Source organism: Streptococcus mitis (genome assembly GCF_003942995.1).
In the GTDB taxonomy this organism is placed as follows: Bacteria; Bacillota; Bacilli; order Lactobacillales; family Streptococcaceae; genus Streptococcus; species Streptococcus mitis_CV.
Window position 1 is genome coordinate 1 of record NZ_RJOH01000020.1, and the last position, 16,191, is coordinate 16,191.

The following is a 16,191-nucleotide window of genomic DNA, read 5'->3' on the forward strand; positions in this document are numbered from 1 at the left end:
AATTAAATGGGATTTTTATTTTGTATCCTATAGCCTTTTTTATGTTTATGGCAGGGGGATTAGAGGTACTCAACAATCCCTCTTTGTATCAAACATTGCTTATTACAGGGATTGTTGTTTGGGTTTTAAATCTAGTATTTTTACTAGATCTTAAGCGAGGGATTTTAACCAGTTTTGGAACCTATCTCATGTATCTGACTGGTCATATTTATGCCATTATTGGCTTTAGCGCTATGAGTGGGGACCATAATTTTATTGGATTAAAGCTATCCCTCCCTCTTATCCAATCCATTATTGTAATAGTCGTCATGAGCTGCTTGGTCGATTTGGACTCTGAAGAAGTTATCTCGCAGAAAGCCAGCAAAGTTATGCTCAACTTTGTATTCGCTCCTCCGCTTATTATATCGTGTATCTGTATATTTTTAGCGATAATTGGATATGAATATTTTTGGGGATGGGGGATGTCCTTGTTTTCGATGACCTTTGGACATTTGTTTTATGCTACCTGGTTTATAATTATCTATGCCTACCAACACCGTAATGATGTTGAGGCAGAGACTTCAATCAAGCATATAGAAGTAAACCCAGATATGATTTCCAACAGAGAATTTGACAGAGATAGATTTAGTAGAAAGGTAACTAAAGATGATTAAAGAAATACAACTACATATGAGCCATTTGATGACAGACCAGGTCCAGATTCAAGCGGACGAACTATTGGAGTTATTTGTTCATACAGAACTCCTTCCCTATACTGATGGTATTTATAAAGATGGCCCTACCATTTTTGAGATGACTCCAACTCAATTTAACGAAGAAAAGCAAGATGTGGGAGTCTATATTCCAGTTATATCTGAAGCAGAGCCAACAAGTCAACTGGATTATCAGGCATCTCTAGATATAGAAGGAATTAGCAAGCGGGTTCTATTTGATGGTAGCTTGGATGAAACAATTGAGGAGATGAAAGCTTATATTCGTGATCATGGTTGGGAGTTGCAAGATAAGTTATACCTAGTCTTGATACCTGTTTATGATGATTTGTTTGTGGATTTGATTATCCCAGTGGAGAAGTAAAATGGCAGAAATTACATATGGTATGAATCAATCCTTAATGATGAGTAATGTCTTGAGTGTGAACTATAATATTGTCGGTGATGAGATTGCAGTAGCCTTTCAAGATATGATTCAAACAGCTGTAGCGGCAGGATATACACCTAAAAGCAATCCCTTTTACTCATGCCCCCATATCGGAGAATTGGAAGATGGAACATACAACATCACAGTCTATCTTCCCGTTCATGAGGATTATCTAGGAAAAGAAGAGATAATGGAGGGGACAGCCTATAACAGTTATTTTTTGGTTCCTCGAATGGCAGGAGTAAGAGTTACTGGAGAGGAAGCTGTTGACTTTGATAAGGGGATATATGTGCTAACCAAATTATTGCTTGATAATGACTTAGAAGAATCTACACCTGTATTTTATATTTCAAGTAAGATAAATGATGTTTTATATACAGATATCATGGTAGGGATTCGAGAAAAAAGGGATTAATTCTGAACTGTAAATATTTTTACTATTGATATTGATAGGAAAAGAGTTAAACATTAATAAATGAAGGGGAATTAGAAAGCAAAAATGAACGGTATTATTAACTTAAAAAAAGAGGCGGGGATGACCTCGCATGATGCGGTTTTTAAATTGCGTAAGATTTTGGGAACCAAGAAGATTGGTCATGGTGGGACCTTGGATCCGGATGTGGTGGGTGTTTTGCCGATTGCGGTTGGCAAGGCGACCCGCATGGTTGAGTTTATGCAGGATGAGGGCAAGGTCTATGAGGGGGAAATCACTCTGGGCTATTCCACGACGACAGAGGATGCTAGTGGGGAAGTGGTCGCTGAGACACCCGTTCTGTCGCCCTTGGATGAAAAGCTTGTCGATGAAGCAATCGCTAGTTTGACTGGGCCTATTAACCAGATTCCACCTATGTATTCAGCTGTTAAGGTTAATGGTCGCAAACTCTATGAGTATGCGCGTGCAGGTCAAGAAGTAGAGCGTCCAGAGCGTCAGGTTACGATTTATCAATTTGAGCGGACAAGTCCGATTTCTTATGAGGGTCATCTTGCACGATTTACTTTTCGTGTAAAATGTAGCAAGGGAACCTATATTCGTACATTATCGGTTGACTTGGGAGAGAAGCTTGGTTATACGGCTCATATGTCACACCTAACACGTACTAGTGCAGCAGGTTTTCAACTAGAAGATGCTCTTACCTTGGAAGAAATTGCTGAAAAAGTGGAGGCTGGCCAATTGGACTTTCTCCATCCTCTAGAGATTGGGACAGGCGACCTTGTCAAAGTTTTCCTATCCCCAGAACAGGCTACAGAAGTGCGCTTTGGTCGTTTTATCGAGATAGACCAAACAGACCAAGAATTGGCTGCCTTTGAAGGCGATACATTGCTAGCCATTCTAGAAAAACGGGACAATCTCTACAAGCCAAGGAAGGTTTTTATCTAATCTAACTGGAGTGTGGGGATGGAATTCTTCCCCTAGACTATCCAAATCAGACTATAAATTTTGCAAAAAATGTGATAGAATAGACGACGGATAAAAAAACGGAGGATAGCATGCAAAATAGACCAATCATTATCGGAGTGACAGGTGGTTCTGGTGGAGGAAAAACCAGTGTTTCAAGGGCAATTTTATCGCATTTTCCTGATGAAAAGATTTCCATGATTGAGCATGATTCATACTACAAGGATCAGTCTCATTTGACCTTTGAAGAGCGTGTCAAAACCAACTACGACCATCCTTTTGCCTTTGATACAGACTTGATGATCGAGCAGATTAAGGAATTGTTGGCAGGGCGTCCGGTGGACATTCCGACTTATGACTATACAGAGCATACACGAAGCAGCAAGATCTATCGTCAAGAACCTCAAGATGTCTTTATCGTTGAGGGGATTTTGGTCTTGGAAGATAAGCGTCTGCGCGATTTGATGGATATCAAGATTTTTGTGGATACGGATGATGATGTGCGCATTATTCGTCGAATCAAGCGTGATATGGAGGAGCGTGGCCGTAGCCTTGATAGCGTTATTGACCAGTACTTAGGTGTGGTTAAACCAATGTACCACCAGTTTATTGAGCCAACCAAGCGTTATGCTGATATTGTCATTCCTGAAGGGGTCAGCAATACAGTGGCTATCGACCTGTTGACGACCAAGATTGCTAAGATTTTGGAAGAAGCTCGAAACAGCAAATAAACAGAAGTGGAGGCCTTGCCTCCTTTTTCTATTTTTCCTTCATAATGGTACATAAATGGAGATTTTTAGGCATATTTTTGGTATAATAATACCCATGAAAGAGCAAGAAAATGAATAGTAGGTGGAGATGGAAAAGTATTTATCGGTAACAACTTTGACCAAGTATCTGAAAATGAAATTCGATAAAGACCCTTACTTGGAACGGGTCTATTTAACTGGTCAAGTTTCCAACTTTCGTAAACGACCTACTCACCAATATTTCTCCCTAAAGGATGACCATGCAGTTATTCAAGCGACCATCTGGTCTGGGATTTATCAGAAATTAGGTTTTGACCTTGAAGAAGGGATGAAGATCAATGTGATTGGGCGTGTACAGGTCTACGAACCGAGTGGTAGCTACTCCATCATCATTGAAAAGGCTGAGCCTGATGGAGTTGGTGCGCTTGCGATTCAGTTTGAACAGCTAAAGAAAAAATTGACTGAAGAAGGCCTGTTTCAAGAACGCTTCAAGCAACCTCTGCCCCAATTTTCTAAGAGAATTGGTGTAGTAACCAGTCGTAGTGGAGCTGTTATTCGAGATATTATCACGACAGTCAGTAGGCGCTTTCCAGGTGTGGACATTCTTCTCTATCCGACCAAGGTGCAAGGTGATGGAGCCGCGGAGGAAATTGCTCGAAATATTGCGCGTGCTAATCAACATGATGATTTGGATTTGCTCATTATTGGTCGTGGTGGTGGTTCTATCGAGGATCTCTGGGCCTTTAACGAAGAAATTGTGGTACGGGCTATTTTTGAATCTCGTTTGCCAGTTATCTCTAGTGTGGGGCATGAGACAGATGTGACCTTGGCAGATTTTGTCGCAGATAGACGGGCTGCGACGCCAACAGCAGCAGCTGAACTAGCAACACCAGTGACCAAGTTGGATCTATTAGCTCATTTGCAAAATCAAGAAAAACGGATGGCAACAGCAGTCCGAAATGTTCTATCGAAGAAACAAGAAGCTTTGAAAAAATGCAGTCAGTCTGTTATCTTTAGACAACCAGAGCGCTTGTATGATGGTTATTTGCAACGCTTGGATCAACTACAACTGCGCTTAAAACAAAGTTTGCGAACACAGATTTCTGATAACAAACAGCTAGTCCAAGCAAGGACACATCAACTGGTGCAATTATCACCTGTGACCAAAATCCAACGCTATCAAGACCGCCTAGGTCAGTTGGACAAGCTTCTCCGTAGCCAAATGGCGCTGGTTTATGATGCCAAAGTTGCTGAGGTCAAGAGACTTTCAGAAGCCTTACTGATGTTGGATACCAGTCGAATTGTGGCGCGTGGCTATGCTATTGTCAAAAAAGAAGAGTCAGTTATCGATTCAGTTGAGAGTTTGAAGAAAAAAGACCAAGTGACGCTTTTGATGCGAGATGGTCAAGTAGAATTAGAGGTTAAAGATGTCAAAACAAAAGAAATTTGAGGAAAATCTTACAGAACTAGAGACTATTGTCCAAAGTTTGGAAAATGGTGAAATTGCTTTGGAAGATGCGATTACTGCCTTTCAAAAGGGCATGGTCTTGTCAAAGGAGCTCCAAGCTACGCTAGACAAGGCTGAAAAGACCTTGGTCAAGGTCATGCAAGAAGACGGAACAGAAAGTGATTTTGAATGAAGAAGCAAGAAAAATTAGCTCTTGTCGAGTCGGTCTTGGAAGATTTTTATGGAGATCAGCAGTTTGCTTCTAGTTTACGAGAGTCTGTTCTATATTCCATTCATGCTGGTGGCAAGCGTATTCGGCCTTTTCTCTTGTTAGAAGTTTTGGAAGCCTTGCAGGTCGCTATTAAACCTGCTCACGCGCAGGTGTCTGCTGCCTTGGAAATGATTCATACCGGGAGCTTGATTCATGATGATCTTCCAGCTATGGATGATGACGATTATCGTCGAGGGCGTTTGACCAACCATAAGAAATTCGGTGAAGCTATGGCCATTTTGGCTGGAGATGCTTTATTCCTAGATCCTTACGCCCTGATAGCACAGGCATATTTGCCAAGTCAGATCAAGGTGGACTTGATTGCCAATTTGTCGCTTGCTTCAGGAAGTCTAGGCATGGTGGCAGGGCAAGTTTTGGACATGGAAGGTGAACACCAGAATTTGTCTTTGGAAGAACTCCAGACTATTCATGCTAATAAGACTGGAAAACTACTAGCTTATCCCTTTCAAGCAGCTGCTATTATAGCCGAATTGGCACCTGAGATGCAGGCAAAACTTAAAACTGTAGGTGAATTGATTGGACTTGCTTTTCAAGTCCGAGATGACGTACTGGATGTGACCGCTAGTTTTGAGGAAATCGGCAAGACACCTCAAAAGGACCTACAGGCAGAAAAATCAACCTATCCAGCCTTGTTGGGTTTGGAAGAGGCAATTGACTTTTGTAACCAAACCTTGGATCAAGCTAATGCCAAATTAGAAGAAATTGCCCAGCAGATTTCCTTTGAAACAGAATCGATTGTAAAAGTAGTAGAAAGTTTGAGAATCAATGGCTAAGGAAAGAGTGGATGTACTAGCTTATAAACAGGGCTTGTTTGAAACGCGAGAGCAGGCCAAGCGCGGTGTCATGGCTGGCCTAGTCGTAGCAGTCCTGAATGGAGAGCGGTTTGACAAGCCAGGAGAGAAAATCCCGGACGACACTGAGCTGAAACTCAAGGGTGAAAAACTCAAGTATGTCAGCCGTGGTGGCTTGAAATTAGAAAAGGCCTTGCAGGTCTTTAATTTGTCAGTGGAAGGAGCTACAACGATTGATATCGGGGCTTCTACTGGTGGCTTTACCGATGTTATGCTGCAAAATGGTGCTGAGTTAGTCTTTGCAGTCGATGTCGGTACCAATCAGTTGGCTTGGAAACTACGCCAAGACCCAAGAGTAGTCAGCATGGAGCAGTTCAATTTCCGCTATGCTGAAAAGACTGATTTCGAAAAAGAACCGAGCTTTGCCAGTATTGATGTGAGTTTCATTTCCCTCAGTCTGATCCTTCCAGCCTTGCACCGAGTCTTGGCAAATCAAGGTCAGGTTGTGGCTTTAGTTAAGCCTCAGTTTGAGGCAGGTCGTGAGCAGATTGGGAAAAATGGAATCATTCGTGATGCCAAGGTCCATCAACATGTCCTTGAATCTGTCACAACCATGGCAGTAGCGGAAGGCTTTTCAGTCCTTGGTTTGGACTTTTCTCCCATCCAAGGCGGACATGGGAATATTGAATTTTTAGCGTATTTGAAAAAAGAAGAGTCAGCAAGCAATCAGGTTCTTGCTGAGATTGAAGAAGTAGTAGAGAGGGCGCATAGTCAATTTAAAAATGAATAAAAAAGAGAGACTTGAAAAAATTAGACGATTTGTGACAGATTATCAAATCGGTACACAAGAAGAAATTGTAGAACATTTGAAAGAGGCAGGAATCACTGCCACTCAAGCGACAGTATCACGAGATATCAAAGAACTAGGTATTGTCAAAATTCCTTTGAGAGATAATACCTATGTCTATGAATTACCAAAATCAATCGTAAAAAGTTTGCAACTGGCTGAAGACAATATTGAGTCAGCTGAATTGATGGACAAGATGATTAATCTCCAAGTCATCCCAGGAAATACTGCTTTTGTAAAAGCTCAGTTAATCGAGACTTTTGCGGACAAGATTTTTAGCTGTTTGGCTGATGATAGTTCGATTTTAGTCATTGCCAGAAGTGAAAATCTAGCTGAGGAAATCTTTGAACAAGTAAAAAATTGGTAGGTCTATATGTTACTTGAAATTTCGATAAAAAACTTTGCCATTATTGAGGCTATTTCCCTCAATTTTGAAAAGGGGATGACTGTCCTAACTGGTGAAACGGGTGCAGGGAAGTCGATTATCATTGATGCTATGAATATGATGTTGGGGGCTCGTGCTACGACAGATGTTATTCGTCACGGTGCTCCAAAGGCAGAGATTGAGGGGCTTTTCTCAGTTGAGAATAGTCGCCTTTTGCAGGAAATTTTTGATGAGCAAGGTTTAGAATTGGGTGATGAGATTATCATCCGTCGAGAAATCTTGCAAAATGGTCGTAGTATCAGCCGTGTGAATGGCCAGATGGTCAATCTGTCTGTTTTGCGTGCTATTGGGCAACATCTTGTAGATATACATGGTCAGCATGACCAAGAGGAGCTAATGCGTCCTCAACTGCATATCCAGATGTTGGATGAATTCGGTGACGTAGCTTTTTGGGAATTGAAAGAAACCTATCAAACGAGTTTTGATGCCTACCGTAAAATGCGTAAGCAGGTTCTGGAAGTCAAGAAAAACCAACAAGAACATAAGGCACGTATCGAAATGTTGGAATTTCAAATGGCAGAAATTGAGGCAGCCAACTTGCAAGCAGGGGAAGACTTGGCTCTCAATCACGAGCGTGATAAACTTCTCAATCATAAAAATATTGCGGATACGCTGACCAATGCCTACAGCATGTTGGACAATGAAGATTTTTCAAGTCTGGCCAATGTTCGTTCAGCCATGAATGACATGGAAAGTGTTGAAGAGTACGACCCTGAATACCGTGAAATTTCAAGCTCTCTGTCTGAGACCTACTATGTCTTAGAAGATATTAGCAAGCGTCTGGAAGCTATTATTGAGGACCTTGATTTTGACGGCAATCGTCTCATGCAGGTTGAGAATCGTTTGGACCTTCTTCATACTATTACCCGTAAGTATGGTGGGACTGTGGATGATGTCTTGCTTTATTTTGCTAAGATTACAGAAGAATATAATCTCTTGACAGGCAATAACCTTTCTTCTGAGGACATGGAAGCAGAGCTCAAGAAATTAGAAGTCAATCTTATTGATTTGGCAGGTCAGCTTGCCTCTGCTCGTCATGACTTGGCTCAGCAGCTCGAAGCAGAGATTAAACAAGAACTGCAAGACCTCTATATGGAAAAAGCCCAGTTTCAGGTTCGTTTTAGCAAGGGCAAATTCAGTCGTGAGGGAAATGAAATGGTTGAGTTTTACATTTCAACTAATCCTGGTGAAGACTTTAAACCCTTGGTTAAGGTTGCATCTGGTGGAGAATTGTCTCGTCTCATGCTAGCCATTAAGTCTGCCTTTTCACGTAAAGAAGGCAAGACAAGTATTGTCTTTGATGAAGTGGATACAGGAGTTTCAGGTCGTGTAGCTCAGGCCATTGCACAGAAGATTCACAAGATTGGCCAACATGGTCAGGTTCTGGCTATTTCCCATTTGCCACAAGTGATTGCGATTGCGGATTATCAATTCTTTATTGAGAAGATTAGCAATGACCATTCAACAGTTTCGACTGTTCGTCTTTTGACGGTTGAAGAGCGAGTGGAGGAAGTTGCTAAAATGTTGGCAGGTGATGATGTGACGGAAGCAGCTCTGACGCAAGCCAGAGAATTGTTGAGAAACAGGGAGAAATAAGATGACAGACTATTATGTAATTGGAGATGTTCACGGAAAAGCAGGGATGCTAGAAGACCTTCTCAAAACCTGGGACGGTCAGAGCCAGTTGCTCTTTTTAGGAGATTTGATTGACCGTGGTGAAGATAGTCGCCGTGTTCTAGAAATGGTTAAGGACTTAGTGGACAATCAAGGGGCTATCTGTTTGTCAGGAAATCATGAGTATATGTTTTTGACTTGGCTCGATGACCCAGAAGAAAGCTATGACCACTATCGTCGCAATGGTGGAGATACAACCATTAACTCTATCCTAGGTCGTCCTTTGGATGCACCAGTTGACGGGATTGAGGACGCCAAGCGTGTTGCCACCGAAGCAGCAGATTTGGTCAAATTCATTCGTCAAATGCCTTTTGTGGTAGAGACAGACAAGTATATTTTTGTTCATGCAGGTATTGATTTAACTTTGGATGACTGGCATGAAACCACAGATTATAAAAAAGTCTGGCTTAGAAAACCATTCCACGAAGCTGAAAATCATACTGGAAAAACCATTGTCTTCGGTCATACACCGATTTATGGTTTGTTAAAGCAAGAACGAGGTACAGCTGAGCTTTGGATGACAGAAGATGGCAAGATTGGAATGGACGGAGGAGCTGTTTATGGTGGTGTCCTTCATGGAATTATCTTTACAGACCAAGGAATGACAGAACACCACTTTATCGAGAATGACGGCTTTGTCGCTGAAGATTAGTACTCCTAGCAGGGTATGGTCTTGTCAAAATGTCAAAAACAATTTATAATAAATAGATACCCTGAAAGGAAGAGAATCATGAACTTAGAAGAATTGAAAAAACGACAGGAGAAGATTCGTAACTTCTCTATTATCGCTCATATTGACCACGGGAAATCGACTCTAGCAGACCGCATTTTGGAAAAGACTGAGACCGTTTCAAGTCGTGAAATGCAGGCCCAGCTTTTGGATAGCATGGATTTAGAACGGGAACGTGGGATTACCATTAAGTTGAATGCCATTGAGCTGAATTATACTGCAAAAGATGGGGAAACTTATATTTTTCACTTGATTGACACGCCGGGGCACGTTGACTTTACCTATGAAGTTTCACGTTCGCTAGCTGCCTGTGAGGGAGCGATTTTGGTGGTAGATGCCGCTCAAGGGATTGAGGCTCAAACCCTCGCCAACGTGTATCTAGCCTTGGATAATGATTTGGAAATTATGCCAGTCATTAACAAAATTGACCTGCCTGCTGCAGACCCTGAGCGTGTACGCACAGAGATTGAGGATGTGATTGGTTTGGATGCCAGCGAAGCAGTTTTAGCATCTGCCAAAGCTGGTATCGGTATCGAAGAAATTCTCGAGCAAATTGTAGAAAAAGTACCGGCTCCAACGGGTGATGTAACGGCGCCACTTAAGGCCTTGATTTTCGACTCTGTGTACGATGCTTACCGTGGGGTTATCCTCCAAGTGCGTGTCATGGACGGAGTGGTCAAACCTGGCGATAAGATTCAGCTTATGAGTAATGGCAAGACCTTTGATGTGACAGAAGTTGGTATTTTTACACCGAAAGCAGTTGGTCGTGATTTCCTTGCGACTGGTGACGTTGGTTATATTGCAGCGTCTATCAAGACGGTTCAGGATACTCGTGTGGGTGATACTGTTACCTTGGCAACCAATCCTGCGGCAGAGCCATTACATGGTTACAAGCAGATGAATCCTATGGTCTTTGCGGGTCTATATCCAATTGAGTCAAACAAATACAATGACCTGCGTGAAGCCCTTGAAAAATTGCAACTGAATGATGCTAGTCTTCAGTTTGAACCAGAAACATCACAGGCACTTGGTTTTGGTTTCCGTTGTGGTTTCCTTGGACTTCTCCATATGGATGTAATCCAAGAACGTTTGGAACGTGAGTTCAACATCGACCTCATCATGACAGCTCCATCCGTTATCTATAAGGTTAATTTGACCGACGGGGAGTCTATGGATGTGTCTAACCCATCTGAGTTCCCAGACCCAACCAAGATTGCGACCATTGAAGAGCCATATGTTAAGGCGCAAATCATGGTACCGCAAGAGTTTGTTGGAGCAGTGATGGAGCTAGCTCAGCGCAAGCGTGGGGACTTTGTGACTATGGACTATATTGATGACAATCGTGTCAATGTTATTTATCAAATTCCACTGGCTGAAATCGTCTTTGACTTCTTCGATAAGCTTAAGTCTTCAACTCGTGGTTATGCAAGCTTTGACTACGAATTGTCAGAGTACCGTCCGTCTAAGCTGGTGAAAATGGATATCCTTCTCAACGGAGACAAGGTAGATGCCCTCAGCTTTATCGTTCACAAGGATTTTGCCTACGAACGTGGAAAACTCATCGTTGATAAACTCAAGAAAATTATTCCTCGTCAACAATTTGAGGTACCAATTCAAGCAGCAATTGGACACAAGATTGTCGCTCGTACTGATATCAAGGCCCTTCGTAAAAACGTACTTGCCAAGTGTTATGGTGGTGACGTTTCTCGTAAACGTAAACTTCTTGAAAAACAAAAAGCTGGTAAGAAGCGCATGAAAGCTATCGGATCAGTAGAAGTCCCACAAGAAGCCTTCCTCAGCGTCTTGAGCATGGATGAAGAATAAGTTATCATAATTGTTTTTCTTGTTCACAGGAAATTTACATAAGAATCAATAGTAAAACAGGCTTAAATAGGCCTGTTTTTTTGGATTTAGAATAGGATTAAATCGTTTAAAATGTTTGTTTCGAATGTTTGTTTTGCTTATAAAGATAAAAAATAAACAAAATAATCAAAAAAAGGACAAAAAACAACAAAAAATATTGACAACGATTTCATATAGTGTTATACTTATAGCATAAAGTTAATGGAAAGAAGGGAAAACCTTATGGGATTAGATCATTTCTTTGACAAAAACCTTGTGTTTTGCTTAGAAGCGGATAATCAAGAACATCTCTTTGATCAGGTCGCAACTTTATTGGAAGAACGAGAAATCGTGACTCCGACCTATCGTGAAGCCCTGATCACGCGTGAAAAGTCATTTCCAACTGGCTTAGATATGGAATTTTTGGGTAAGGATTTGCCGAATGTGGCTATTCCTCACACAGATATAGTTCATAATCTTGCCGAAAAAGTTGTGGTAGTTCGATTAGAAAAACCAGTGACTTTCCACAATATGATTGCGCCAGATAAGGAAGTAGAAGTATCCTTACTCTTCTTTATCATTAATAACTCAAGTTCAAGCCAAACGAACATTCTTGCTCAGTTGATGGACTTCTTTACTGGAAATGGTCATCTTGAAGACCTATCAAAAATTTCTGAACCAGAAGCCATCTATGCTTATATTGCTGAAGCAATTGCTTAATCTTGTCTATTAAAAATATTAAATCGGAGGAAATCCATATGATTAAAATTCTTGCTGCCTGCGGTGCAGGTGTTAACTCAAGCCACCAAATTAAAAGTGCTCTTGAAGAAGAACTTTCAAACCGCGGTTTCGATGTTCACTGTGATGCGGTAATGGTCAAAGACGTTAATGAAGACCTTATCAAAGGTTATGACATCTTCACACCAATTGCTGCGACAGACCTTGGTTTTGACCCAGGTATTCCAGTTATCGAAGCTGGACCAATCTTATTCCGTATCCCAGCAATGAGTGCTCCAGTATTTGACAATATTGAAGCAGCTATCAAAGAACACGGATTAAGCTAATTTTAATTTGTTAACATTCATATAACAATAAAAAGGGAGGAACTATTATGGATGTCATTATCGAACTAGCCAATAAGCTGTTCAAACCTATCTTGGATATGGGTGGACCAATCATCATGCTGATCATTTTGACAGTATTGGCTCTACTTTTTGGAGTGAAATTCTCCAAAGCGCTTGAAGGTGGTATCAAACTTGCCATCGCTCTTACAGGTATCGGTGCCATCATTGGTATGTTAAATGGTGCTTTCTCAGCATCACTTGCAAAATTTGTTGAAAACACTGGTATTCAATTGAACATCACCGACGTTGGTTGGGCACCACTTGCTACAATCACTTGGGGATCTGCTTGGACACTTTACTTCTTGCTCATCATGTTGATTGTCAACGTAGTGATGCTTGCTATGAAGAAAACTGACACACTTGACGTTGATATCTTCGATATCTGGCACTTGTCTATCACAGGTCTTTTGATTAAATGGTATGCAGACAACAATGGAGTTAGTCAAGGAGTTTCACTCTTCATCGCGACTGCAGCAGTTGTCCTTGTAGGAGTTCTTAAAATCATCAACTCTGACTTGATGAAACCAACATTTGACGATCTTCTTAATGCACCAAGTTCATCACCAATGACTTCAACTCACATGAACTACATGATGAACCCAGTTATCATGGTTTTGGATAAGATTTTTGAAAAATTCTTCCCAGGTCTTGATAAATATGACTTTGACGCTGCAAAATTGAACAAGAAAATCGGTTTCTGGGGATCTAAATTCTTCATCGGTTTCATCCTTGGTATCGTTATCGGTTTGATGGGTACTCCACATCCAGTTGATGGACTTAAAGATGCAGCAAACTGGCAAGAAGTTATCAAAGGTTGGTTGTCTCTTGGTTTGACAGCCGGTGTAGCTTTGGAACTCTTCTCACTTATCGGTTCATGGTTCATTGCTGCCGTAGAACCACTTTCACAAGGTATTACAAACGTTGCTACTAAACGTTTGGAAGGACGTAAGTTTAACATCGGTCTAGACTGGCCATTCATCGCTGGTCGTGCTGAAATCTGGGCTTGTGCCAACGTACTTGCACCAATTATGTTGATTGAAGCTGTGCTTCTTTCAAACGTCGGAAATGGTATCTTGCCACTTGCAGGTATCATCGCTATGGGTGTTACTCCAGCTCTCTTGGTTGTAACACGTGGTAAATTGCTCCGTATGATTATCTTCGGAACACTCTTGTTGCCACTCTTCCTTCTTTCAGGTACACTTATCGCGCCATTTGCAACAGAACTTGCTAAAGGTGTAGGTGCCTTCCCAGAAGGTGTGAGCCAAACTCAGTTGATCACTCACTCAACTCTTGAAGGACCAATCGAAAAACTTCTTGGTTGGACAATTGGTAACACTACAACTGGTGATATCAAAGCAATCCTTGGTGCTGTAGCCTTCCTTGTATTCTATATCGGTATCTTTGCATGGTACAGAAAACAAATGATTAAACGTAACGAAGAGTACGCAGCAAAAGCAAAATAATGCGCTCCTATAAAATGTAAATTGTTGAAACTAGGTTGTCATACCATTAGGAGTGACAGCCTAGTTTTTTATAAACTATCAAGAAATCGGAGAAAATAATGGTAATTGAATTAAAATCAGAACAATTAAGAGTTCAATTTAACAGTTTTGGTGGAGCTCTTTCTTCTATAAAAGATGCTGAGGGACTGGAGTATTTGTGGCAAGGGGATGCTACTTATTGGAGCGGACAAGCTCCTGTTCTCTTCCCCATTTGTGGTTCATTGAGAGAGGATACAGCATTTTATATAGATGAGAAGGGACAAGAAAGTAAAGGAAAGATTCCTCGACATGGTTTGGTTCGTAAGAAAGAATTTGAATTAGTTGAACAGACAGATAATAGTGTAACTTTTGCAATTGAAGACGATGAGAATAGCTATCAGAACTACCCTTATCATTTCCGCCTAGAAATCACTTATATCCTTACTGGAAAGACAGTACGGACTCAATACAAGATTTTTAATAAAGAAACTAGCAAGGTCATGCCTTACTTTATTGGTGGACATCCAGGATTTAATTGTCCTCTACTGGATGATGAGGTCTATGAAGATTACTACTTAGAGTTTGAGAAAGAAGAGACTTGCTCTGTTCCACGTCCTTTCCCAGAAACTGGGATGCTTGATTTCCAAGATAGAAGTCCATGGCTAGAAGGTCAAAAAGAATTAGACCTCAGCTATGATCTTTTCAGTACAGATGCAGTCACCTTAGATGAATTGCAATCTAGAACAATTGCCCTTCGTTCTCGTAAACATGATAAGGGATTAAAAGTGCACTTTACAGAGTTCTTAAATCTTATTATTTGGTCAACTTTGAATAAAGGTCCTTTCATTGCTTTTGAACCATGGTCTGGCTTGTCAACATCCCTTGAAGAAGGAGATCATCTAGAAGATAAGAAGAATGTTCGTCTCCTAGAACCTAGTCAAGTGGATCAAATTGGTTTTGATATCGAAATTTTCTAGTTAAAAAACACAAAAACAAACATTAACTGTTGACTTTTTTCGGAAATAGGAGTATATTATGTTTGTAAGCAACAAATGGTGTTTGTAACAAACAAACAATCACTTGTTATATTTTCTTTCGTGGAGAAGGATTTTTTCTAGGAAACTGATTTCCTAAACTTGAATAAGGTGTCATTCATCTCATTCAATCTAATTTGTCAATAAACTGCTAGAAAACTTTTTGTAGGTAAACTGCTAACCATAAAAGTCTTTACTAGCCTAGAAAAATAAAAGGAGTATACAATATGTCTATTGTTATCGGTGCAGATGCTGCAGGTTTGAGATTGAAAGAAGTTGTGAAAGACTTCTTGGAAAAAGAAAACTTCCATGTTGTGGATGTTACAGCTGAAGGTCAAGACTTTGTTGATGTGACTCTTGCTGTTGCTGCAGAAGTAAACAAAGAAGAACAAAACCTTGGTATCGTGATTGATGCTTATGGAGCTGGTCCATTTATGGTCGCAACTAAGATCAAAGGAATGGTTGCTGCAGAAGTATCTGACGAACGTTCAGCTTATATGACTCGTGGCCACAACAACTCACGTATGATCACTATGGGTGCACAACTTGTTGGTGATGAATTGGCTAAAAATATTGCTAAAGGATTTGTTAACGGTAAATACGATGGTGGTCGTCATCAAATCCGTGTCGACATGTTGAACAAAATGTGCTAATTAGATTACAGTAAGAAAGGTAAGTTAAAAATGAGAATTGCAATTGGATGTGACCACATCGTAACAGATGAAAAAATGGCGGTTTCAGAATTTTTGAAATCAAAAGGATATGAAGTCATTGACTTTGGTACATATGACCATACACGTACTCACTACCCAATCTTTGGTAAAAAAGTAGGGGAAGCTGTAACTAGCGGTCAAGCTGATCTTGGGGTATGTATCTGTGGTACTGGTGTTGGTATCAACAACGCTGTAAATAAAGTCCCAGGTGTTCGTTCTGCCTTGGTTCGTGATATGACAACAGCCCTTTATGCTAAAGAACAATTGAACGCCAACGTTATCGGTTTTGGTGGTAAGATTACTGGTGAATTGCTCATGTGCGATATCATCGAAGCTTTCATCCATGCTGAATACAAACCATCTGAAGAAAACAAAAAATTGATTGCGAAAATTGAACACGTTGAAAGTCACAATGCTAAACAAACAGACGCAAACTTCTTCACTGAATTCCTTGAAAAATGGGATCGCGGAGAATACCACGACTAAGAG

General features: G+C 40.8%; 19 protein-coding genes. All 19 read left to right on the top strand.

The features are described from left to right. Positions 1–653 (top strand): oligosaccharide translocation protein RFT1 (locus D8836_RS09350; RefSeq protein ID WP_125393824.1); only part of this gene is annotated, 653 nt, incomplete at its 5' end. Next, positions 646–1,074: a hypothetical protein gene (locus D8836_RS09355; protein ID WP_038804217.1), complete on the top strand. Its 429-nt coding sequence runs from the start codon at positions 646–648 to the stop codon at positions 1,072–1,074. The genes D8836_RS09350 and D8836_RS09355, both read left to right, overlap by 8 nt. Before the next feature lies 1 nt (position 1,075). Then, positions 1,076–1,552, top strand: coding sequence for a DUF5085 family protein (locus D8836_RS09360; protein ID WP_125393825.1), 477 nt, complete (start codon positions 1,076–1,078; stop codon positions 1,550–1,552). 84 nt (positions 1,553–1,636) lie between these two features. Further along, positions 1,637–2,515: a tRNA pseudouridine(55) synthase TruB gene (truB, locus tag D8836_RS09365; RefSeq protein WP_045611514.1), complete on the top strand. Its 879-nt coding sequence runs from the start codon at positions 1,637–1,639 to the stop codon at positions 2,513–2,515. 110 nt (positions 2,516–2,625) lie between these two features. Beyond that, entirely contained in the window at positions 2,626–3,264 is a 639-nt protein-coding gene (udk, locus tag D8836_RS09370) for a uridine kinase (RefSeq protein WP_125393826.1), read from the top strand. 127 nt (positions 3,265–3,391) lie between these two features. After that, positions 3,392–4,732, top strand: coding sequence for an exodeoxyribonuclease VII large subunit (gene xseA, locus D8836_RS09375; RefSeq protein WP_125393827.1), 1,341 nt, complete (start codon positions 3,392–3,394; stop codon positions 4,730–4,732). Next, positions 4,710–4,922 carry an exodeoxyribonuclease VII small subunit gene (locus D8836_RS09380; protein WP_125393828.1) on the top strand — a complete coding sequence of 71 codons (213 nt, stop codon included), beginning with the start codon at positions 4,710–4,712 and terminating at the stop codon, positions 4,920–4,922. Before xseA ends, D8836_RS09380 begins: the two co-directional genes overlap by 23 nt. After that, positions 4,919–5,794 (top strand): polyprenyl synthetase family protein, encoded by an 876-nt coding sequence (locus D8836_RS09385; protein WP_125393829.1) that lies wholly within the window; start codon positions 4,919–4,921, stop codon positions 5,792–5,794. The genes D8836_RS09380 and D8836_RS09385 overlap by 4 nt, the downstream gene beginning before the upstream one ends. Continuing rightward, positions 5,787–6,602 (top strand): TlyA family RNA methyltransferase, encoded by an 816-nt coding sequence (locus tag D8836_RS09390; protein WP_125393830.1) that lies wholly within the window; start codon positions 5,787–5,789, stop codon positions 6,600–6,602. Before D8836_RS09385 ends, D8836_RS09390 begins: the two co-directional genes overlap by 8 nt. Then, positions 6,595–7,026 carry an arginine repressor gene (locus D8836_RS09395; protein ID WP_049499393.1) on the top strand — a complete coding sequence of 144 codons (432 nt, stop codon included), beginning with the start codon at positions 6,595–6,597 and terminating at the stop codon, positions 7,024–7,026. The genes D8836_RS09390 and D8836_RS09395 overlap by 8 nt, the downstream gene beginning before the upstream one ends. A 6-nt stretch (positions 7,027–7,032) precedes the next feature. Continuing rightward, complete coding sequence (recN, locus tag D8836_RS09400; RefSeq protein WP_125393831.1) at positions 7,033–8,700, top strand: DNA repair protein RecN; 1,668 nt, start codon at positions 7,033–7,035, stop codon at positions 8,698–8,700. A gap of 1 nt (position 8,701) precedes the next feature. After that, the gene (locus tag D8836_RS09405) at positions 8,702–9,430 is read left to right on the top strand and encodes a metallophosphoesterase family protein (RefSeq protein WP_125393832.1); all 729 of its coding nucleotides are present in this window, start codon (positions 8,702–8,704) and stop codon (positions 9,428–9,430) included. Positions 9,431–9,508: 78 nt separating this feature from the next. Next, positions 9,509–11,332, top strand: a complete 1,824-nt coding sequence (gene lepA, locus D8836_RS09410) for a translation elongation factor 4 (RefSeq protein ID WP_001047207.1) — start codon at positions 9,509–9,511, stop codon at positions 11,330–11,332. Positions 11,333–11,593: 261 nt separating this feature from the next. Continuing rightward, entirely contained in the window at positions 11,594–12,070 is a 477-nt protein-coding gene (locus D8836_RS09415) for a PTS sugar transporter subunit IIA (RefSeq protein WP_004260657.1), read from the top strand. A 38-nt stretch (positions 12,071–12,108) separates the two neighbouring features. Then, entirely contained in the window at positions 12,109–12,414 is a 306-nt protein-coding gene (locus D8836_RS09420; RefSeq protein ID WP_000590547.1) for a PTS sugar transporter subunit IIB, read from the top strand. Between the two features lie 47 nt (positions 12,415–12,461). Then, positions 12,462–13,937 carry a PTS galactitol transporter subunit IIC gene (locus D8836_RS09425; protein ID WP_125393833.1) on the top strand — a complete coding sequence of 492 codons (1,476 nt, stop codon included), beginning with the start codon at positions 12,462–12,464 and terminating at the stop codon, positions 13,935–13,937. 98 nt (positions 13,938–14,035) lie between these two features. Further along, positions 14,036–14,932 carry an aldose 1-epimerase family protein gene (locus D8836_RS09430; RefSeq protein WP_125393834.1) on the top strand — a complete coding sequence of 299 codons (897 nt, stop codon included), beginning with the start codon at positions 14,036–14,038 and terminating at the stop codon, positions 14,930–14,932. Positions 14,933–15,216: 284 nt separating this feature from the next. Further along, entirely contained in the window at positions 15,217–15,642 is a 426-nt protein-coding gene (gene lacA, locus D8836_RS09435) for a galactose-6-phosphate isomerase subunit LacA (protein WP_000029277.1), read from the top strand. A 30-nt stretch (positions 15,643–15,672) separates the two neighbouring features. Then, positions 15,673–16,188 (top strand): galactose-6-phosphate isomerase subunit LacB, encoded by a 516-nt coding sequence (gene lacB, locus D8836_RS09440; protein WP_125393835.1) that lies wholly within the window; start codon positions 15,673–15,675, stop codon positions 16,186–16,188. Positions 16,189–16,191 lie beyond the last annotated feature (3 nt).